This is a genomic window from Pseudomonas sp. B21-031, assembly GCF_024748985.1.
GTDB classification, from domain to species: Bacteria; Pseudomonadota; Gammaproteobacteria; order Pseudomonadales; family Pseudomonadaceae; genus Aquipseudomonas; species Aquipseudomonas kermanshahensis.
Genome location: NZ_CP087181.1, coordinates 2,142,909 through 2,157,809, shown reverse-complemented (window position 1 = coordinate 2,157,809; position 14,901 = coordinate 2,142,909). Strand labels below are relative to the sequence as shown.

The following is a 14,901-nucleotide window of genomic DNA, read 5'->3' as shown; positions in this document are numbered from 1 at the left end:
CATGTCGGTGTCCCACGCTCAACTCAAGGCCTTTCACGCGGTGGCGGTGCACGGCAGCTTCACCCGTGCGGCGCAAAAACTGTTTCTGACCCAGCCAGCGGTCTCCGACCAAGTGCGCAAGCTGGAAGAGCGCTTCGGCGTGCTGCTGTTCCACCGCAACAAGCGTTCGGTGCAACTGACCGACCTGGGCGAGCGCCTGCTGGGCATCAGCCAACGCCTGTTCGCCTGCGAAGCCGAAGCCCACGAGCTGCTGCAGGACTCACGCGCCCTGCACACCGGCAGCCTGGTGTTGGCGGTGGACGCGCCGGTGCACGTGCTGCCGCAGATTGCGCGGTTCTGCCAGCGCTACCCGGGCATCCAGGTAAAGATCGAGACCGGCAACACCGATGAATCGTTGGCCCGGCTGTTCAGCTACCAGGCGGACCTGGCACTGCTGGGAAGGGACGTCGACGATGAGCGCCTGCACTGCCTGCCGCTGCGCCGCGACCCGATGGTTGCCTTCGTCAGCCACCATCACCCTTGGGCCAGCCGGGGCTCGATCAGCCTGGCAGACCTGGATGACACCCCGCTGGTGCTGAGGGAGCCTGGGTCGGTGACGCGGCAGACGCTGGAAGAAGAAATGCAGCGCGCCGGGCTGCGGATTCGGCCGGCGATCCAAGTGGAAGGCCGCGAGGCGGCGCGCGAAGCAGTGGTGGTGGGGATTGGCGTGGGGGTTGTGTCGGCGGCGGAGTTTGGCGCGGATGCGCGGGTGTGTGCGTTGCCGATTGTCGATTGCCAGCGGCATTTGACCGAGACGCTGGTGTGCCTCAGCGAGCAACGTACACGGCGGGTAGTAGCGACGTTCTTGCAGATGGTTGAGGAAGGGCTGTAAAGCAGTACCCCCAATGTTTGCTGGGTAGGAGCAGCCTTGTGCTGCGAAGAGGCCGGTGCAGGCAGCATTGATGTATGGTGCCTGTACCGGCCTCTTCGCAGCACAAGGCTGCTCCTACAAGGATCGCGAGGATCACGGGGGTCGCGAGCGAGGATTACATCCCATGCTCTTTCGATTTGCCGCCGACGCTCTGGTGCTGTTACACCTGGCCTTCATCGTGTGGGTGCTGTTCGGTGGCCTGCTGGTACTCACGTGGCGCCCCGCCCTGCTCGTCCACCTGCCCGCCCTGGCCTGGGGCTTGGCGGTAGAAGGGCTGCACCTGGAATGCCCGCTGACCGACTGGGAAAACCGCATGCGCTTCGCCGCCGGCGACGCGGGCTACCACGGCGGTTTCGTCGAACATTACATCTGGCCGCTGATCTACCCGGCCGGGCTGACGCCGCAGATCCAATGGCTGCTGGGCGCCATCGTCCTGCTGCTCAACCTCGCCATTTACGGCTACGTGCTCGGGCGCTGGCGTCGCCCTAACGCGTAGCGATCACGAACAAGCGCGGGAACGGCAACAGCACCTTACCGTCGGTGGCCGGTGGGTAGTCGTGCTGCATCGCCTGCAGGTACATCTGCAGGAAGGCTGCTTGCTCTTGTTCGTCCAACTTGGCCAGGTAAGGCCGCAAAGCCGAGCCCTTGAACCATTCGACCACCGCTTCGGCGCCACCCTCCAACGGGTGATGGTACGTAGTACGCCACACATCCACCCGCGCGCTCAGCGGGCTGAGCAGGTCGTAATAGAACGCGGCGTTGTGCCTGGGTGGTAACTGGAAATCGGCGAATTTGGCGGCCCAGGGGCCTTTGCTGGCGATTTCGCGCAGTTGCCGGTGCGCTGGCTCGTCAAGGTTGTCAGGGGTTTGCACCGCCAGACTGCCGCCCTCGCTCAGCTGGCGGACCAGGCGCGGATACAGCGAAGCGTGGTCCGGTACCCATTGCAGCGAGGCATTGGCCAGGATCAGGTCTTGTGGCTCTGGCGCGGCCCACTGGGCGATGTCGGCAATGGCGCAGCGCACGCGTGGTACACACAGCCTTTTGCGCTCCCGGGCCTTTTCGATCATGTCCGGGTCGCTGTCCAGCGCCGTCACCTGGGCATCGGGGTAGCGCTGCAGCAGCACCTCGGTCGAGTTGCCCGGGCCGCAGCCCAGGTCGGTGGCATGGCGGACCGGGCGCGGCGGCACGGCGGTCAGCAGGTCGCGTACGGCGCGGGTGCGCTCGTTTTCGAACAGGGAATACTGGGTGGCGGACCAGGCCATGTGCGGCTCCTTTGGGCGGGCAATGTGCCCAGCATAAGCCAAGTAGTGGCACTTAGGGTCTATTCGCGGGCCGGAACCGAGCGTCTATCCTTGAAGTCAGTCCTTATATGCGCCTGCCCATGAAAACATTCCTGGCCCTCGCCATACTGGCCCTGATCGCCGCCGCCGCCCTGCTCGGCTCGCCGTGGATGAACCAGCGTTTCCACATGCCGCCGGACAAACACCCGGCCCAACAACGCGAAACGGCCGGGTCCCCAAGGGAGCCGGCCGTCTCGAACCACAACTGAAGCTTAGTGGCGTTTGGCGCTACGGATCTGATGCACTACACCCATGGCTACCACGACTGCGGCAGCAATACCGGTGGAGATCACCAGGATCTGGTAGTCAGGCATGAACGCCATGGTCACCAGGGCAGCCACGATGAACGCGATTACCAGGTAGGTCAGCCACGGGAACAGCCACATCTTCAGGCGCACTTCCTTGCCTTCGGCAATCAGCTTGCGGCGCATGCGCAGTTGCGAGAAGGCGATCACCAGGTACACCAGCAGCGCGATCATGCCGGTGGTGTTCATCAGGGTGTCCAGCACGTCTTTCGGGCGCAGGGTTTCGCTGAAGTTGATCAGCGCACATACCACCGCCACGGCGCACGAGCCCATGATCGCGTACACCGGTACGCCGGTGCCGGCACGGGTGATCTTGAAGAACGACGGCGCGTCGCCACGCTGGGACAGCGAGAACAGCATGCGCGAAGCGGTGTAGTGACCGGAGATCAGGCAGCTGCTCACCGAGGTCAGGACCACGAAGTTCATCAGCAACTCGGCATACGGCACGCCCAGCAGCTCCAGGGTACGGCGGTAGGCGCCATAGCCCGAGACGCCCAGGTGCGGGTCGTTCCACGGCACCAGGCAGACGATCAGGAAGATCGAGCCGACATAGAACAGGCACACACGCCACACCACCGAGTTGGTGGCCTTGACGATCTGCGCGGCTGGGTCTTTGGCTTCGGATGCGGCGATGGTCACGATCTCGGCGCCGAGGAAGGCGAACATCACCCCGAGCAACGCACCAATCACAGTGGTGATGCCGTTGGGCATGAAGCCTTCTGCGGTCAGGTGGCTGATGCCACGCACTTCACCGAACTGCCAGACGTTCATCACCGCTGCGGTGCACACCACCAGGAAGCAGACGATGGCGATCACCTTGATCAAGGCAAACCAGAACTCGAACTCGCCGTAATGCTTGACGTTGAAGAAGTTGACGGTGATCAGCAGCAGGGTCGTGGCCAGCACGAACACGTTGACACTGACGTCAGGGAAGAAGCCATGCAGGATCTTGCCCGCAACATAGGCTTCCCACGCCATGAGGATGACCCAGTACCACCAGTACAGCCAGCCGATGGTGAAACCTGCCCAACGGCCAATGGCGCGGTCGGCGTAGGTGGAGAACGAGCCGGTGTCAGGCGAGGACGTCGCCATTTCGCCGAGCATGCGCATGATCAGCACCACCAGGATGCCGCCTGCCAGGTAGGCCAGGACAGCGGCCGGGCCGGCGCTGTGAATCACGCTGCCGGAACCGACGAACAAGGCGCCGCCGATAACCCCGGCGATCGACATCATCGTCAGGTGGCGCGACTTGAGGGAGGCACTGAGCTTGCTCTCGTGCCCGCCTTTCGCGGTGGTGGTTGTGGATGTTGCGTCCATCAGTTGTGTACCCCGTGCTTCTTTTTATCCAAGGAAAACTGTGAGACCCCGATGGCTAGCGGCCTCACCTGTACATCAGTGCTAATGCGGGCAGGATGGTGTGAGCAAACACACGCAGGCCATCCATGGCGGCCTGCTGACGCGCCCGAAGGTTTGCCCTTCGAGCGAACTGAACATGCTTTATGTGGCGATATCCGACACCTAATGTAAAAATGTCCGACGCAGAGAGCCATGCACAGTGGCATGAATCTCGCACTGCACTGTACAGGTCGCCAATGCAGTACACCCTGTAGGCACCTGACGCTACGCACCCTGAAAGGCCCTCGAATGTTCGAATTACACCCAGACGCCCCCACCCCGTTGGTCAACCAGATCATCGACGGCTTGCGCGAGCTGATCGACAACCAGACGCTCAAGCCTGGGGCCAAGGTCCCGTCTATCCGCGCCTTTGCCGCGACCTACTCGGTGAGTACCTTCACCGTGGTCGAGGCCTACGACCGCCTGGTCGCCCAGGGCCTGCTGGTCAGCCGCGGCAATGCCGGTTTTTTCATCAACCGCGCGGCTGGCGAGTTGCTGGACAAACACAATGTCGAGGCCGACACCAGCCGACCAACGTTCAACTCCGAGTGGTACCTGCAACAGATCTTCGAGATCCGCCAGCTGCCCTTCAAGCCCGGCTGCGGCTGGCTGCCCAATGACTGGATGTATGAGGAAGGCCTGCGCCGCGGCCTGCGCCAGGTCGCTGGCAGCCCGCTGGAGCTGTCCGGCTACGGCGACCCCATGGGCCTGGCCGAACTGCGCACGCTGACTGCACAGAACCTGCAGCAGGAGCTGTCGATCGTCGCCAACCCGGCACAGCTGATGCTCACCCACGGCGCCAGCCAGGCCCTGGACCTGGCCGCGCGCACCCTGGTGCGCCCAGGGGACGTGGTGCTGGTCGACGACCCCGGCTACCCCAACCTGATGAGCATCCTGCGCACCCAAGGCGCGACGTTGGTCGGCGTACCCCGCACCCCTGCCGGTTACGACCTGAACCAGCTGGAGCAGTTGCTGGCGCACCACCGCCCGACCGCGTTCTTCACCCAGCCGCACTTGCACAGCCCGACCTGCTCGCGCACCCCGCTGCCGCAGTTGCATCGGCTGTTGCAACTGGCCAGCCAGCATGGCTTCCGCCTGGTCGAGAACAACCTGTACGCCGACATGGTCGCAGAACCGCAACCATGCCTGGCCAGCCTCGACCACCTGCAGCAGGTGGTGTACGTCGGCAGCTATTCGAAGAGCATCTCGCCCAACGTGCGGGTCGGCTACATGATGGCCAACCCGGAGCTGATGCAGAAACTGGTGCACCTGAAAATGCGCTCAGGCCTCACCACCTCGCAGGTGATGGAGCGGGTGGTGTACGCCGCGATCATCGACGGCCGCTGGCGCAAACACCTCAAACGCCTGCGCCAGCGCCTGGCCGAGGCGCACCAGGAAGTGGGCCGGCACCTGCACCGGCTGGGCTTCGAGTTGTTCACCGAGTCGGATGAAGGCATGTACATCTGGACCCGCCACCCCGCCATCCCCGACAGCGCGGAGCTGCTGGATGATGCGTTGGAGAAAGGCATCATGCTTGGGCCTGGGCAGCTGTTCATGGTCGATGCCAAGCCGACCGGGTGGATGCGCTTCAATGTGGCGTTCAGTACGGACCCGGCGATGTGGGAGTTGTTGGAGAAGGTGCTGGTGAAGCATGTGCGGCGGGGTGGGGTGTAGGGACGGTGGTGTGGCGGGATGTTCGCCTTGACATCTTCTGCGCCTGTGAGATCGAGCGCCGCCCGCGCGGCGCTTCGCAGCACAAGGCTGCTCCCACATCTGTTTCGGGCCAATTATTCCTGGAGTATGGGCGCGCGGCCCCTTTTGGCTCCCACCTCAATACCGTTCGAACAAACAAGGCGGTCGCGCGCAGATATCACAGACCTCACTGGCCAGAAACAGATGTAGGAGCAGCCTTGTGCTGCGAAGCGCCGCGCGGGCGGCGCTCGATCTCATAGGCGCTGAAGCATTCAAGGCAGGCGATTCATCGTCCCAGGGCTATGATCAGTCAGTTTTCTATTTATTATTTGCACTATTAGCCCTGCTTATTATCGAGCCTGACCATGTCCGACCGCCTGCTCAACGACCGCCTCGACTGGAACCTGCTGCGTACCTTCCGGGTCATCGGCCAGGAGCTGTCCATCAGCCGCGCGGCCGCCCGCCTGCACCTTACCCAGCCGGCGGTGAGCCAGGCGCTCAAACGCCTCGAAGATCAGCTCGGCCGGCAACTCATCGCCCGCCGTGGGCCACGCTTTGTGCTGACTGAAATGGGCGAGCAGCTGTTTGTGCTGGCCGGCGAGGTGTATGGGCAAATGTCGCAGATCGGCGGCCTGCTGGAACAACCGGCGGACGAACTGGTGGGCAAGGTGCGTTTGCTGATGATCAGCCGCATCGAAAGCGGGCAGTTCGACGATTTTCTTGCCCACTTCCACCGCCAGCACCCACGGGTAGAGCTGGAAATCGAGGTGATGCGCAGCTCCGACATCGTCGCCGCCTTGCAGGAGAAGACCGCCACGGCGGGCTTGAGCCTCAATCGACGGCCGCAACCGCGGCTGGAGCAGCGGCTGTTCCTGCGCCAGCGCTATGCGTTTTTCTGCGGCAAGCACCATGCCTTGTTCGGCCAGCTGGAGGGCGACCTGCAGCGTGAGAACTTCGTCAGTTTCACCAGTGACCAGATTGGCGGGATGCTCTCACCGCTGACCATCTTCCGGGACCAGCAAGGGTTCTCCGGCCGGATCGTGGCGTCCTCACCTAGCCTTGAAGAGGTACGCCGGCTAGTGATCGCGGGCTTTGGCATCGGCTGCCTGCCGGAGCACGTGGTGGCGGCGGATATGGCGGCGGGGTTGTTATGGAAGCTGCCACCGCAGGAGGGGATTGCGGATGTGGATATTCACCTGCTGTGGAACAGGGAGCAACGGTTGAGCCGGGCGGAAGAGACGTTTATCCAGACGCTGCAAGCTATGGCCCCGTAAAAGTTTGGATCCCATCCCCGGGCAGGGTATGCTTGCAGGATAGCCAAATGCCACCATCCGGGCGCACCCAGTGCCTGGCATTCACGGACGAGCCTCCTTTGCCCAGCCACCCTACCCGCCACACCATCGCCCGCCAATGGCAGCTGCTCAAGCTGCTGCCGGGGCGCCACCCAGGCATGAGCTCTACGCAGTTGCAGGCAGCGCTGGCGAAGGTGGGCCACACCACCAGCAAGCGCACCGTGGAGCGCGACCTGGTTGAACTGTCGGCATTGTTTCCGCTGCACTGCAACAGCAAAGGCATGCCTTACGGCTGGTACTGGCAACCGGGGCTGAGCCTGGACGAGGCGCAGCAACTGCAACCGGATACCCTCGCACCGGTTCGCCCGATCGGGCTACGCGCCTGGGTCGACGACGCGCTCGCGCTGCGCCTTGAACAGCAGCCATTGTCCACAGACATGCAGTTGGCACCACAGCAAGACGGCGGCGCCGCGCTGGCCGCTACCGTCGACGACAGCCGTGCGCTGATGGGCTGGTTGCTGTCCCAGGCAGGGTCGATTCGTGTCCTAGCCCCCGCTTCACTGCGCACCGCCCTGCTGGAGCAGCAACGCCAGAGCCTGGCGCTGCACGAAGAATGCGGCTAAGCACGATGGTGTAGGAGCAGCCTTGCGCTGCGAAGAGGCCCGCGACAACACCGTGAATCTTCGCTGGTGCTACGGGCCTCTTCGCAGCACAAGGCTGCTCCTACAGTGAGTTAAGTGGGTTGGTCACGCCCGCAGTGAGCCACACTGCGTCCCAATGGGGATAGTCACCTATGTGTTGAACCAAACCCGCACGCAATGGGTTTGCAACGATGTACCTGGCTATCTTGCGCACGTCATCGTCCTTGCGTACGGCACGGTCTTGATAACCACGTTGCCAGACTTGGCCGCGACTTACCCCTGCTTTGCATAGTGCAGTGCCAGAACGCGACTTGAACTGCCGCATCAGGCTACACAGTGTGTCGGTGTGAAGCTCAATCAGCCAATGTAAGTGGTCAGGCATCACCACCCAGGCAAGTGAATGGCAGGCATCTTCTCGTTCCGAATGGCGCATTTGCCCGATGACCAGGCGCGCAGCACGCAGGTTTGCAAACAGCGGCCTGCGCTGGTGAGTGACAGTGGTGAGCAGGTATAGCCTGCCGGGTTCCGAAAACCGTCCCCGCCGTAGTAGTTTTGCTTTGGCCCAATCCATGGTGTGCCCCTCGTTTAACGATCCTTGTCGTTACGAACAATAGGAGACACAGCAATTCAGCACTCGGTAGATCGTTACTGAATATCACAACCAAATACCGAATAGCGGTTGTGTAGGAGCAGCCTTGCGCTGCGAAGAGGCCCGCGACAACACCGTGAATCTTCGCTGGTGCTACGGGCCTCTTCGCAGCGCAAGGCTGCTCCTACAGTGACCCATCGATAGGTTCAGGACGGCAACACTGGCACGCGTCGGCGTGACAGGCAAGCGTACGCCAACCCCAGCACGCTGAACCCTAACACCACCAGCAGCACCATCAATTCTCGGCTGTAGCGCGCCACTTGCGCGGGGAAGCCGGTGAACTCGCGGTACACCTGCACATCGGCCACGCCGTCGGCATGACGGATGCTGACGCCGCCCTGACGGATCTGCGAGTAGTCGGCATCGAAGTACACCCACACCTTGCACACCCCACCCGGTTCGATGGAGGGTATTTCGACCAAGGGCGTGGCTGCTTCGATAATGGTGTCGTTGCCAGCCGCATCGCGCACCTGCACCAGGCCCTTGGCCGGCAGGCGAATCTTCACTTGGCGAACCGGCGCATTACCGGTGTTGCGCAGGTCGATGAGCAGACCCGTGCGGTGGTCCACCAGCCCCGCCTCGAACGGTTTGGCGAACAACTGGGCGTAAGGCGCCTGGGCCAGCTCGATCAACCTGTCGACCTGGTCCTGGTGCAACTGCCCTTCGCTGATGGTGTTGATACGCCCCTGCAACTGCTCATATTTAAGTTGCTCGCTGGCCTTGGTGATGCGTTCGCTGAATTGGCTCGGGTAAGTGAGGTAGGCGTAGGTCAGGGAGGCCTCCAGGCGAGGGCTGCCTTTGATCACCACATAGGCCACTACCATGACCATCAGGCCAATCAGCAGGGCTACGAGGACTTTGCCGACTTTGTCCCAGCTCAACGCAAACTTCCTTCTGTCGTGATACTGACGGTTCAAGGCGCCCAAGGGTGCCAATTTCGTGGCGCCCAGGCAAGCGTTCAACGCCCTGGGAGCCGAAAGCGACCACACCGCTACCCTGATAGCAGAGCATAGCCACCCTCAGCATCGACAGGTTGAAGTTCTGACCCTGGGCTCAGAACCCCAGCGTCGCCGACAGCAGGTAGGTCCTTGGGGTAGACAGCGTCAGCCCTGGTTCACTGTCGTCCGATGCCCCTGCCGACGCCCAGTAGCGATCGTCCAACACGTTCTCGACACTGGCCCGCAGCGTGACCTGGGTCTCGTCTACCTTGAAGGCATAGCGGGCCCCCAAGTCGAAACGCTCCCAGCCGTCAATCTGCTTGCTGTTGTTCTGGTCCAGGTACTGCGAACTCGAGTGAATGCCCCGCGCGGTCAAGGTCAGCCCGTTTACCCTCGGCACATCCCATTCGGCCCCCAGATTGACGTTGTACTCGGGCGTTGCCGGTGCGCGGTTGCCGTCGAAGGCGCCGCCGACGGTATCGGTCAGTTCACTGTCGATGTACATCACCCCGCCCAGCAGGCGGACGCCCTCCAGCGGCTCGCCAAACACACTCAGCTCCACACCTCGGTTGTCGCGCTTGCCATTGGGCCCGAACACCCGCGTGGTGGCATTGGTTTCGTAGGCGGGCTGGCGTATGCGAAACACGCTGGCGGTGAAGGCAACCTTACCCAGGTCATACTTCGCCCCCACTTCCACCTGCCGGCTGGTGAAGGGCGGGAAGATCTGGTCTTCGTTGATCGACGTCGACGGCGCGATCTTGCCTTGGCTCAAGCCTTCCATGTAGTTGGCGTACAGCGACAGCTGCTCGCTGACCTTTAACAACACGCCCGCCGATGGCGACACCTTTTCTTCGTCGTAGGCCGTGTCGCCTTTGACGCCGTCGCTCCAGTCATCGACCTGCACCCGCTGCCAGCGGGCGCCCAAGGTCAGCAGCAGGCGGTCATCGAAAAAGCCAAGGGTATCGGCCAGGGCGACGCCGCTGAACCGGTTCTCGGTGTAAACCTTGGGGTCTAGCCGGGTCGGGGTGCCGGGTGTCGGCGTGGCCACCGGGTTGTAGAGGTTGCTGGGCGCCGAGGCATAGCGCGCGCCGCCGTTGGTGAAGTCCATGTAAAAGTACGTGGCGGCCAGGTTCACTTCATGGCTGACCGGCCCGGTATGGAACCAGTTGCGCACACCGGCCGTGGCGGTACGCACGCTTTCATCGCGGGTGAAATCGCGCGGCTGAACGGTAAAGTCCCCGGGATCGTTGATGATCGAAACGTTGTGGCGCAAGAAGTCATGGTTGCTCTTGCGCGCGCCGACTGCGCCATAAGCCATCAGCGAGTCGCTGATGTCGTACTCGGCATTGACGGCACCGAAGGTGTCATTAGTGCGCGCCTTGCTCCAGGCCTGTGCGTAGTTGTGGTGTACATCATTGGCGCTCGGCACCTTGGCGTTGGCACCGATCAGCACACGTTCCTGGGGGGCATCGGTATCACGTTCGGTGTGGCCGATGTCGGTCGATAGGCGCAGCCGCTCGCCGCGAAAGTCCAGGCCCAGCACCGCCATCTCCCGCTCGACACGCTGGTGTTCCCACTCGGTGTCGCCGGCCTGCTTGACGCCGTTGAAGCGGATACCAAACTGCCCACCCTCGCCAAAACGGCGGCCGACATCCACCGCACCGCCGGCCTGGCTGCCCGAGGCATAACTGCCGGTGAACTCGGTAATGGGCGTATCACCTGCCCGCTTTGGCACCACATTGATACCGCCGCCCACGCTGCCGCGCGGCGAAATACCATTGAGCAACTGGCTCGGCCCCTTGATGATGTCGACCCGGTCGGCCATCTCCATATCGATCGAGTAGGTCGGCAGGATGCCGAACAGGCCATTGTAGGAAACATCGCTGTTGAACAAGCTGAACCCGCGGATGGTGAACTGCTCGAAGCGTCCACCGGCCGGGTTGGTCGCACGCACCGAGGGGTCGCTGGCGATCAGGTCACCCAGGGTACGTGCCTGCTGGTTCTTCACCAGGTCACTGGTGTAGGTGGTCATGCTGAACGGGGTGTCCATGAAGTCGCGCGAGCCAAGCAGGCCTTGCGACCCTTGGCGGGCGACCTGGCCACCGGCATAAGGTGGCGCGTCGCTGCCACCCACATGGCCACCGACGATGCTGGTCGGGGCGATCTCCAGCGCATCCGACGCTTGCGCCTCAGGCACCAGGGTAAACGCCCCATTACCCACCGGTTGCAGCTGCAGACCGCTGCCTTGAAGCAGCTGCATGAACCCCTCGTCAACGCTGTAACTGCCTGACAACCCCCTGCTCTGCCGGCCCGTGACCAGCGCCGGGTCGAGTGAAAGGCTGACCCCGGCGAGGTGGGCGAAACGGGTCAGTGCGGCGCCCAGGGTGCCGGCGGGCACGGTGTAGGCACGCCGCGCGAGGTCGTCGGCCCAGGCTGACGAAGACAACAGGTTGGCACTCAGGCTGATGGCAAAACCCAGGTACATCAACGGACGCGAACCAACTGACGCCGCACGCGGGCGGCAAGGTAATACGACAGGCATTGAAACAGGCTCCCTTTATTCTCTACTACCGCTAATGACAGGCGGCCTGAAAAAAAGGGACAGCCTTGCCGCATTATTTCTAACGAACGAAAAACCCTGCCTACCGCCCACGGTTAATCCTTGACCGAGGTCATGCCGTGAAGGACGATCAGCCTTCCACAAGCAAGGACGAATACCATGTTACGGATATTGGGCAGAGCGTCTTCGATCAACGTGCGTAAAGTCCTCTGGGCCTGTGCCGAGTTTGATATCCCCTTCGAACGGGAAGACTGGGGCGCGGGGTTCACCGCCACCGACACCCCCGAATTCCTGGCACTGAACCCCAACGCCATGATCCCGGTCATCCAGGATGGCGACTTCACCCTGTGGGAATCCAACACCATCATCCGTTACCTGGCGACGCGCTATGGCCACGCCTCGGTGTACCCGACCGAGGCAAAAGCACGGGCAGGTATCGATCAATGGATCGACTGGCAGGCTTCAGACCTCAACAGGTCCTGGAGCTACACCTTCATGTCGCTGGTCAGGCATTCACCCGCCCACCAGGACCCGCAGGCGCTGGCCGCTGGCCGTGCCGAATGGTCTCGCTACATGCAGATCCTCGATCGCCAGCTCGCCGCAACCGGTGCGTATGTGGCCGGCGACATGTTCACCCTGGCTGACATCCCCATCGGCCTTTCGGTCAACCGGTGGTTCGAGACGCCTTTCGAGCACCCTCATTTGCCAGCCGTCAGGGCGTATTACGAACGCTTGAGCAAGCGCCGGGCGTTTTGCCTGCATGGCAGAAACGGCACCCCCTGAGCGCCCTACTGCCACACTCGACCGCTGCGCCGCCCTGGCAGAACTGATCGATAGGGCTGCGTAGCGGTCCACCGCCCCCGGAATACCTCATGCCGCACACTTATCACGGCAGCTGCCTTTGCGCCGCCGTCAGCTACCAGTTGCTCGCAGCCCCCAAAGCGCTCACCCATTGCCATTGCAGCCAGTGCCGCAAAGGCCACGGGGCGGCGTTTGCAAGCTATGCCAGCGTACCCCGCAACGCACTCAAGGTACTGACCGGCGCAGGCTCAATCAGCACCTATCACTCGTCGCCTTCGGTACAACGCGAATTCTGCGCACGCTGTGGCTCGAACCTGTTCTGGTCACGCGTCGAGGGTGAGTTCAGCGACTGGGTTTCGGTGGCCCTCGCCACACTGGACACGCCCTTCACGCCTCACAGCCAAAAGCACATTCACCTCGATGCCAAGGCGCCTTGGTATTCCCCTGTCGAACCCAGTGCGCCTGGCGCCTAGGCGCCTTGCAGCACGCTCTAGCGTGGCTGCAACAGCTTCGCCAGAATGAACGTCACTACCACCGCCAGCAGCACCGCAAGCGAAATCGACAGGACTGCGCCCCATTGCAACAACGTACTTTGCAGGGCCAGGTAGAAGCCCACCACGCCCACCGCGCCAATGGCATTGCCACGTACGATCGCACCCAACTCGTGGCGCCCGCCCTGGACGTGGGCAAATACTGCAAGCGGCCAGGCGATTACCGGGACCGGCGCCAGCATCCCACTGACCACCGGCCCGAGCATCGTTGCACTGGCCGTGATCACCAACAGCAACAAGGTGGCGGTCATCATGCGCATCGGGATGACCCAGCGCGGCATCGGCACGTAACGCGCTGAACGGGCCTGGGCCGGTTGCGAGGTGGCGACGACGATGGCGACGACCAGTAACAGCGTGGCAACGACAGACAGCGCCACCCAGCCCAGGTGGCTGGTCGCCAATGCGGCCACAGCGAAGAACAGCAGCGCTACGATGCAGCCGACAAACGCACTGACGCGCTGGGTCACCCAGTAGTAGAACAAACAGGTCGCTTGCACGGCGGCCACCCCCGCCAATGCCCCAGGTACGGCCTGCGACGCGAACACCTCGCCCTGTTCAAGGCTGAGAAACAGCATCACCAGCGCCGAGGTGACAGGCAGCCCCGACAGCAGCCCGCCAATTTGCGTACCCCAACGTTTGCCCGCCAGCGAGATGGCCAGCATGAGGGTGGGTGTCATGAGTAGTTTGAGGTAGAAGGCAGTCATGCAGAGGTTCGGATCAGAAGGGAGGGATCAAGCCTTGCGCAGTCGCGCGCGGGTTGCTTGGCAGAGCCTCATGCTAGCCGAATTGCACTTCTGCCCACCAGCGGCGAACGCGCCGGCCCTGTCACAACTGCGCCAGCCGCTCCCGCAAGAACCCGACAAAGGTTTGCACCGCCCGCGCCACCTGGCGATGCTGCGGATACACCGCCGACAACTGCAACGCCGGCGGCGTCCAGTCTTCCAGCAACGTCACCAAGCGGCCATCCGTCAGTGCCTGGCCAACGATGAACGTGGGCAGGTACGTCACGCCCATCCCCGCTATCGCCGCATCCCTGAGCATTTCGCCATTGTTGGCGCGCATCCGCCCCGCCACCGCAATCGCCTGCGTCTTACCGCCCTGTTTGAACTGCCACTGCACCTGCCGTGAATGCCCATAAGGCAGGCAGTCATGCCCGGCCAACTGCTCGGGGAATGCGGGCACCCCCTGCGCCTCAAGATAGGCCGGGCTTGCGCAGTACACCCGTTCAACACCGGCAATACGCCGTGCGATGAGGCTGGAGTCCTCCAGCGCGCCAATGCGCAAGGCCAGGTCATAGCCTTCGCCGATCAGGTCCACAGCCCGGTCGCTGAGGTCCACTTCTACGTCTACCTGCGGATGCAACTGCAGAAATTCGGTCAGCAGGCACCCCAGGTGGGCCATGGCGAACGACAGCGGCGCACTCAGGCGCAAGGTGCCACGCAAGGCCTGGGCCTGGCCGCTGATGTCATGCTCCACCTGCTGCACTTCGCCCAGCAAGCGCAACGCCGACTGGTAATAGTGTTGCCCCAGCGGAGTGGCGTCCAGGCGCCGTGTCGAGCGGTTGAGCAGGCGCACGCCCAGGCGTTCTTCAAGTTGCATCAGGCGCCGGCTGACCGATTGCTTGGACATGCCCAGACGGTCCGCCGCAGCGGTGAAGCTACCGGCTTCCATGACCTGGGCGAAGATCCGCATGTCTTCGTAAGGGTTCATTGTCTCGCTCTTGGTGACAGTCAAACGCTTTATAGCCGCTTTTTCCCACGAAGGCATCTCCTTAATCTACTCGCAAGTCACAGCGATAGCCCTTAAGGCCAGGCAATTCGCCCCTCT

15 protein-coding genes are annotated in these 14,901 nt (G+C 62.8%); 8 read left to right on the top strand and 7 right to left on the bottom strand.

The annotated features are described in order from the left end of the window. Position 1 precedes the first annotated feature (1 nt). Both LOY53_RS09730 and LOY53_RS09725 read left to right on the top strand, forming a co-directional pair. Positions 2–871, top strand: coding sequence for a LysR substrate-binding domain-containing protein (locus tag LOY53_RS09730; RefSeq protein ID WP_085273296.1), 870 nt, complete (start codon positions 2–4; stop codon positions 869–871). Positions 872–1,034: 163 nt separating this feature from the next. Further along, positions 1,035–1,406, top strand: a complete 372-nt coding sequence (locus tag LOY53_RS09725) for a DUF2784 domain-containing protein (RefSeq protein WP_258703926.1) — start codon at positions 1,035–1,037, stop codon at positions 1,404–1,406. On the opposite strand, the gene tam is transcribed toward LOY53_RS09725, so the two are convergent. Next, a complete protein-coding gene (gene tam / locus LOY53_RS09720) occupies positions 1,396–2,172 on the bottom strand; it encodes a trans-aconitate 2-methyltransferase (RefSeq protein WP_258703925.1) in 777 nt (258 codons plus the stop codon). The two genes, LOY53_RS09725 and tam, sit on opposite strands and share 11 nt — an antisense overlap. Positions 2,173–2,279: 107 nt before the next feature. On the opposite strand from tam, the gene LOY53_RS09715 reads away from it, so the two are divergent. After that, on the top strand, positions 2,280–2,459 hold the full coding sequence (locus LOY53_RS09715) for a hypothetical protein (RefSeq protein WP_099429838.1): 180 nt from the start codon (positions 2,280–2,282) through the stop codon (positions 2,457–2,459). Positions 2,460–2,462: 3 nt separating this feature from the next. Here the strand turns inward: LOY53_RS09715 and LOY53_RS09710 are convergent, their stop codons facing one another. Then, positions 2,463–3,872 (bottom strand): amino acid permease, encoded by a 1,410-nt coding sequence (locus LOY53_RS09710; protein WP_027593792.1) that lies wholly within the window; start codon positions 3,870–3,872, stop codon positions 2,463–2,465. Positions 3,873–4,199: 327 nt separating this feature from the next. Between LOY53_RS09710 and LOY53_RS09705 the strand changes: the two genes are divergently transcribed. From LOY53_RS09705 to LOY53_RS09695, 3 genes are all read left to right on the top strand, one after another. Beyond that, positions 4,200–5,624, top strand: coding sequence for a PLP-dependent aminotransferase family protein (locus LOY53_RS09705; protein WP_027593793.1), 1,425 nt, complete (start codon positions 4,200–4,202; stop codon positions 5,622–5,624). A gap of 383 nt (positions 5,625–6,007) precedes the next feature. Next, complete coding sequence (locus LOY53_RS09700) at positions 6,008–6,916, top strand: LysR family transcriptional regulator (protein ID WP_252823502.1); 909 nt, start codon at positions 6,008–6,010, stop codon at positions 6,914–6,916. A gap of 98 nt (positions 6,917–7,014) precedes the next feature. After that, positions 7,015–7,557, top strand: coding sequence for a WYL domain-containing protein (locus tag LOY53_RS09695; RefSeq protein ID WP_252827407.1), 543 nt, complete (start codon positions 7,015–7,017; stop codon positions 7,555–7,557). A gap of 100 nt (positions 7,558–7,657) precedes the next feature. On the opposite strand, the gene LOY53_RS09690 is transcribed toward LOY53_RS09695, so the two are convergent. The 3 genes from LOY53_RS09690 to LOY53_RS09680 all read right to left on the bottom strand — a co-directional run bounded on the left by LOY53_RS09690 (position 7,658) and on the right by LOY53_RS09680 (position 11,704). Then, on the bottom strand, positions 7,658–8,146 hold the full coding sequence (locus LOY53_RS09690) for an REP-associated tyrosine transposase (RefSeq protein ID WP_252823500.1): 489 nt from the start codon (positions 8,144–8,146) through the stop codon (positions 7,658–7,660). Positions 8,147–8,370: 224 nt separating this feature from the next. After that, the gene (locus LOY53_RS09685) at positions 8,371–9,105 is read right to left on the bottom strand and encodes a hypothetical protein (protein WP_099453568.1); all 735 of its coding nucleotides are present in this window, start codon (positions 9,103–9,105) and stop codon (positions 8,371–8,373) included. 172 nt (positions 9,106–9,277) lie between these two features. Next, on the bottom strand, positions 9,278–11,704 hold the full coding sequence (locus LOY53_RS09680; RefSeq protein WP_258703924.1) for a TonB-dependent receptor: 2,427 nt from the start codon (positions 11,702–11,704) through the stop codon (positions 9,278–9,280). Between the two features lie 177 nt (positions 11,705–11,881). Here LOY53_RS09680 and LOY53_RS09675 point away from each other — a divergent pair, with 177 nt between their 5' ends. Both LOY53_RS09675 and LOY53_RS09670 read left to right on the top strand, forming a co-directional pair. Beyond that, entirely contained in the window at positions 11,882–12,505 is a 624-nt protein-coding gene (locus LOY53_RS09675; RefSeq protein ID WP_027593800.1) for a glutathione S-transferase family protein, read from the top strand. An 89-nt stretch (positions 12,506–12,594) separates the two neighbouring features. Then, the gene (locus LOY53_RS09670; RefSeq protein ID WP_252823499.1) at positions 12,595–12,996 is read left to right on the top strand and encodes a GFA family protein; all 402 of its coding nucleotides are present in this window, start codon (positions 12,595–12,597) and stop codon (positions 12,994–12,996) included. A 17-nt stretch (positions 12,997–13,013) separates the two neighbouring features. On the opposite strand, the gene LOY53_RS09665 is transcribed toward LOY53_RS09670, so the two are convergent. Further along, positions 13,014–13,778, bottom strand: a complete 765-nt coding sequence (locus LOY53_RS09665) for a hypothetical protein (RefSeq protein ID WP_099453565.1) — start codon at positions 13,776–13,778, stop codon at positions 13,014–13,016. 121 nt (positions 13,779–13,899) lie between these two features. Further along, a complete protein-coding gene (locus tag LOY53_RS09660; RefSeq protein WP_186703333.1) occupies positions 13,900–14,784 on the bottom strand; it encodes a LysR family transcriptional regulator in 885 nt (294 codons plus the stop codon). Positions 14,785–14,901 lie beyond the last annotated feature (117 nt).

Excerpts from the sequence above, each read along its gene's own strand:
- LOY53_RS09730 (WP_085273296.1), top strand. The coding sequence starts at position 2 with ATGTCGGTGTCCCACGCTCAACTCAAGGCCTTTCACGCGGTGGCGGTG.
- LOY53_RS09725 (WP_258703926.1), top strand. The coding sequence starts at position 1,035 with ATGCTCTTTCGATTTGCCGCCGACGCTCTGGTGCTGTTACACCTGGCC.
- tam (WP_258703925.1), bottom strand. The coding sequence starts at position 2,172 with ATGGCCTGGTCCGCCACCCAGTATTCCCTGTTCGAAAACGAGCGCACC.
- LOY53_RS09715 (WP_099429838.1), top strand. The coding sequence starts at position 2,280 with ATGCGCCTGCCCATGAAAACATTCCTGGCCCTCGCCATACTGGCCCTG.
- LOY53_RS09710 (WP_027593792.1), bottom strand. The coding sequence starts at position 3,872 with ATGGACGCAACATCCACAACCACCACCGCGAAAGGCGGGCACGAGAGC.
- LOY53_RS09705 (WP_027593793.1), top strand. The coding sequence starts at position 4,200 with ATGTTCGAATTACACCCAGACGCCCCCACCCCGTTGGTCAACCAGATC.
- LOY53_RS09700 (WP_252823502.1), top strand. The coding sequence starts at position 6,008 with ATGTCCGACCGCCTGCTCAACGACCGCCTCGACTGGAACCTGCTGCGT.
- LOY53_RS09690 (WP_252823500.1), bottom strand. The coding sequence starts at position 8,146 with ATGGATTGGGCCAAAGCAAAACTACTACGGCGGGGACGGTTTTCGGAA.
- LOY53_RS09680 (WP_258703924.1), bottom strand. The coding sequence starts at position 11,704 with ATGCCTGTCGTATTACCTTGCCGCCCGCGTGCGGCGTCAGTTGGTTCG.
- LOY53_RS09675 (WP_027593800.1), top strand. The coding sequence starts at position 11,882 with ATGTTACGGATATTGGGCAGAGCGTCTTCGATCAACGTGCGTAAAGTC.
- LOY53_RS09670 (WP_252823499.1), top strand. The coding sequence starts at position 12,595 with ATGCCGCACACTTATCACGGCAGCTGCCTTTGCGCCGCCGTCAGCTAC.
- LOY53_RS09665 (WP_099453565.1), bottom strand. The coding sequence starts at position 13,778 with ATGACTGCCTTCTACCTCAAACTACTCATGACACCCACCCTCATGCTG.
- LOY53_RS09660 (WP_186703333.1), bottom strand. The coding sequence starts at position 14,784 with ATGAACCCTTACGAAGACATGCGGATCTTCGCCCAGGTCATGGAAGCC.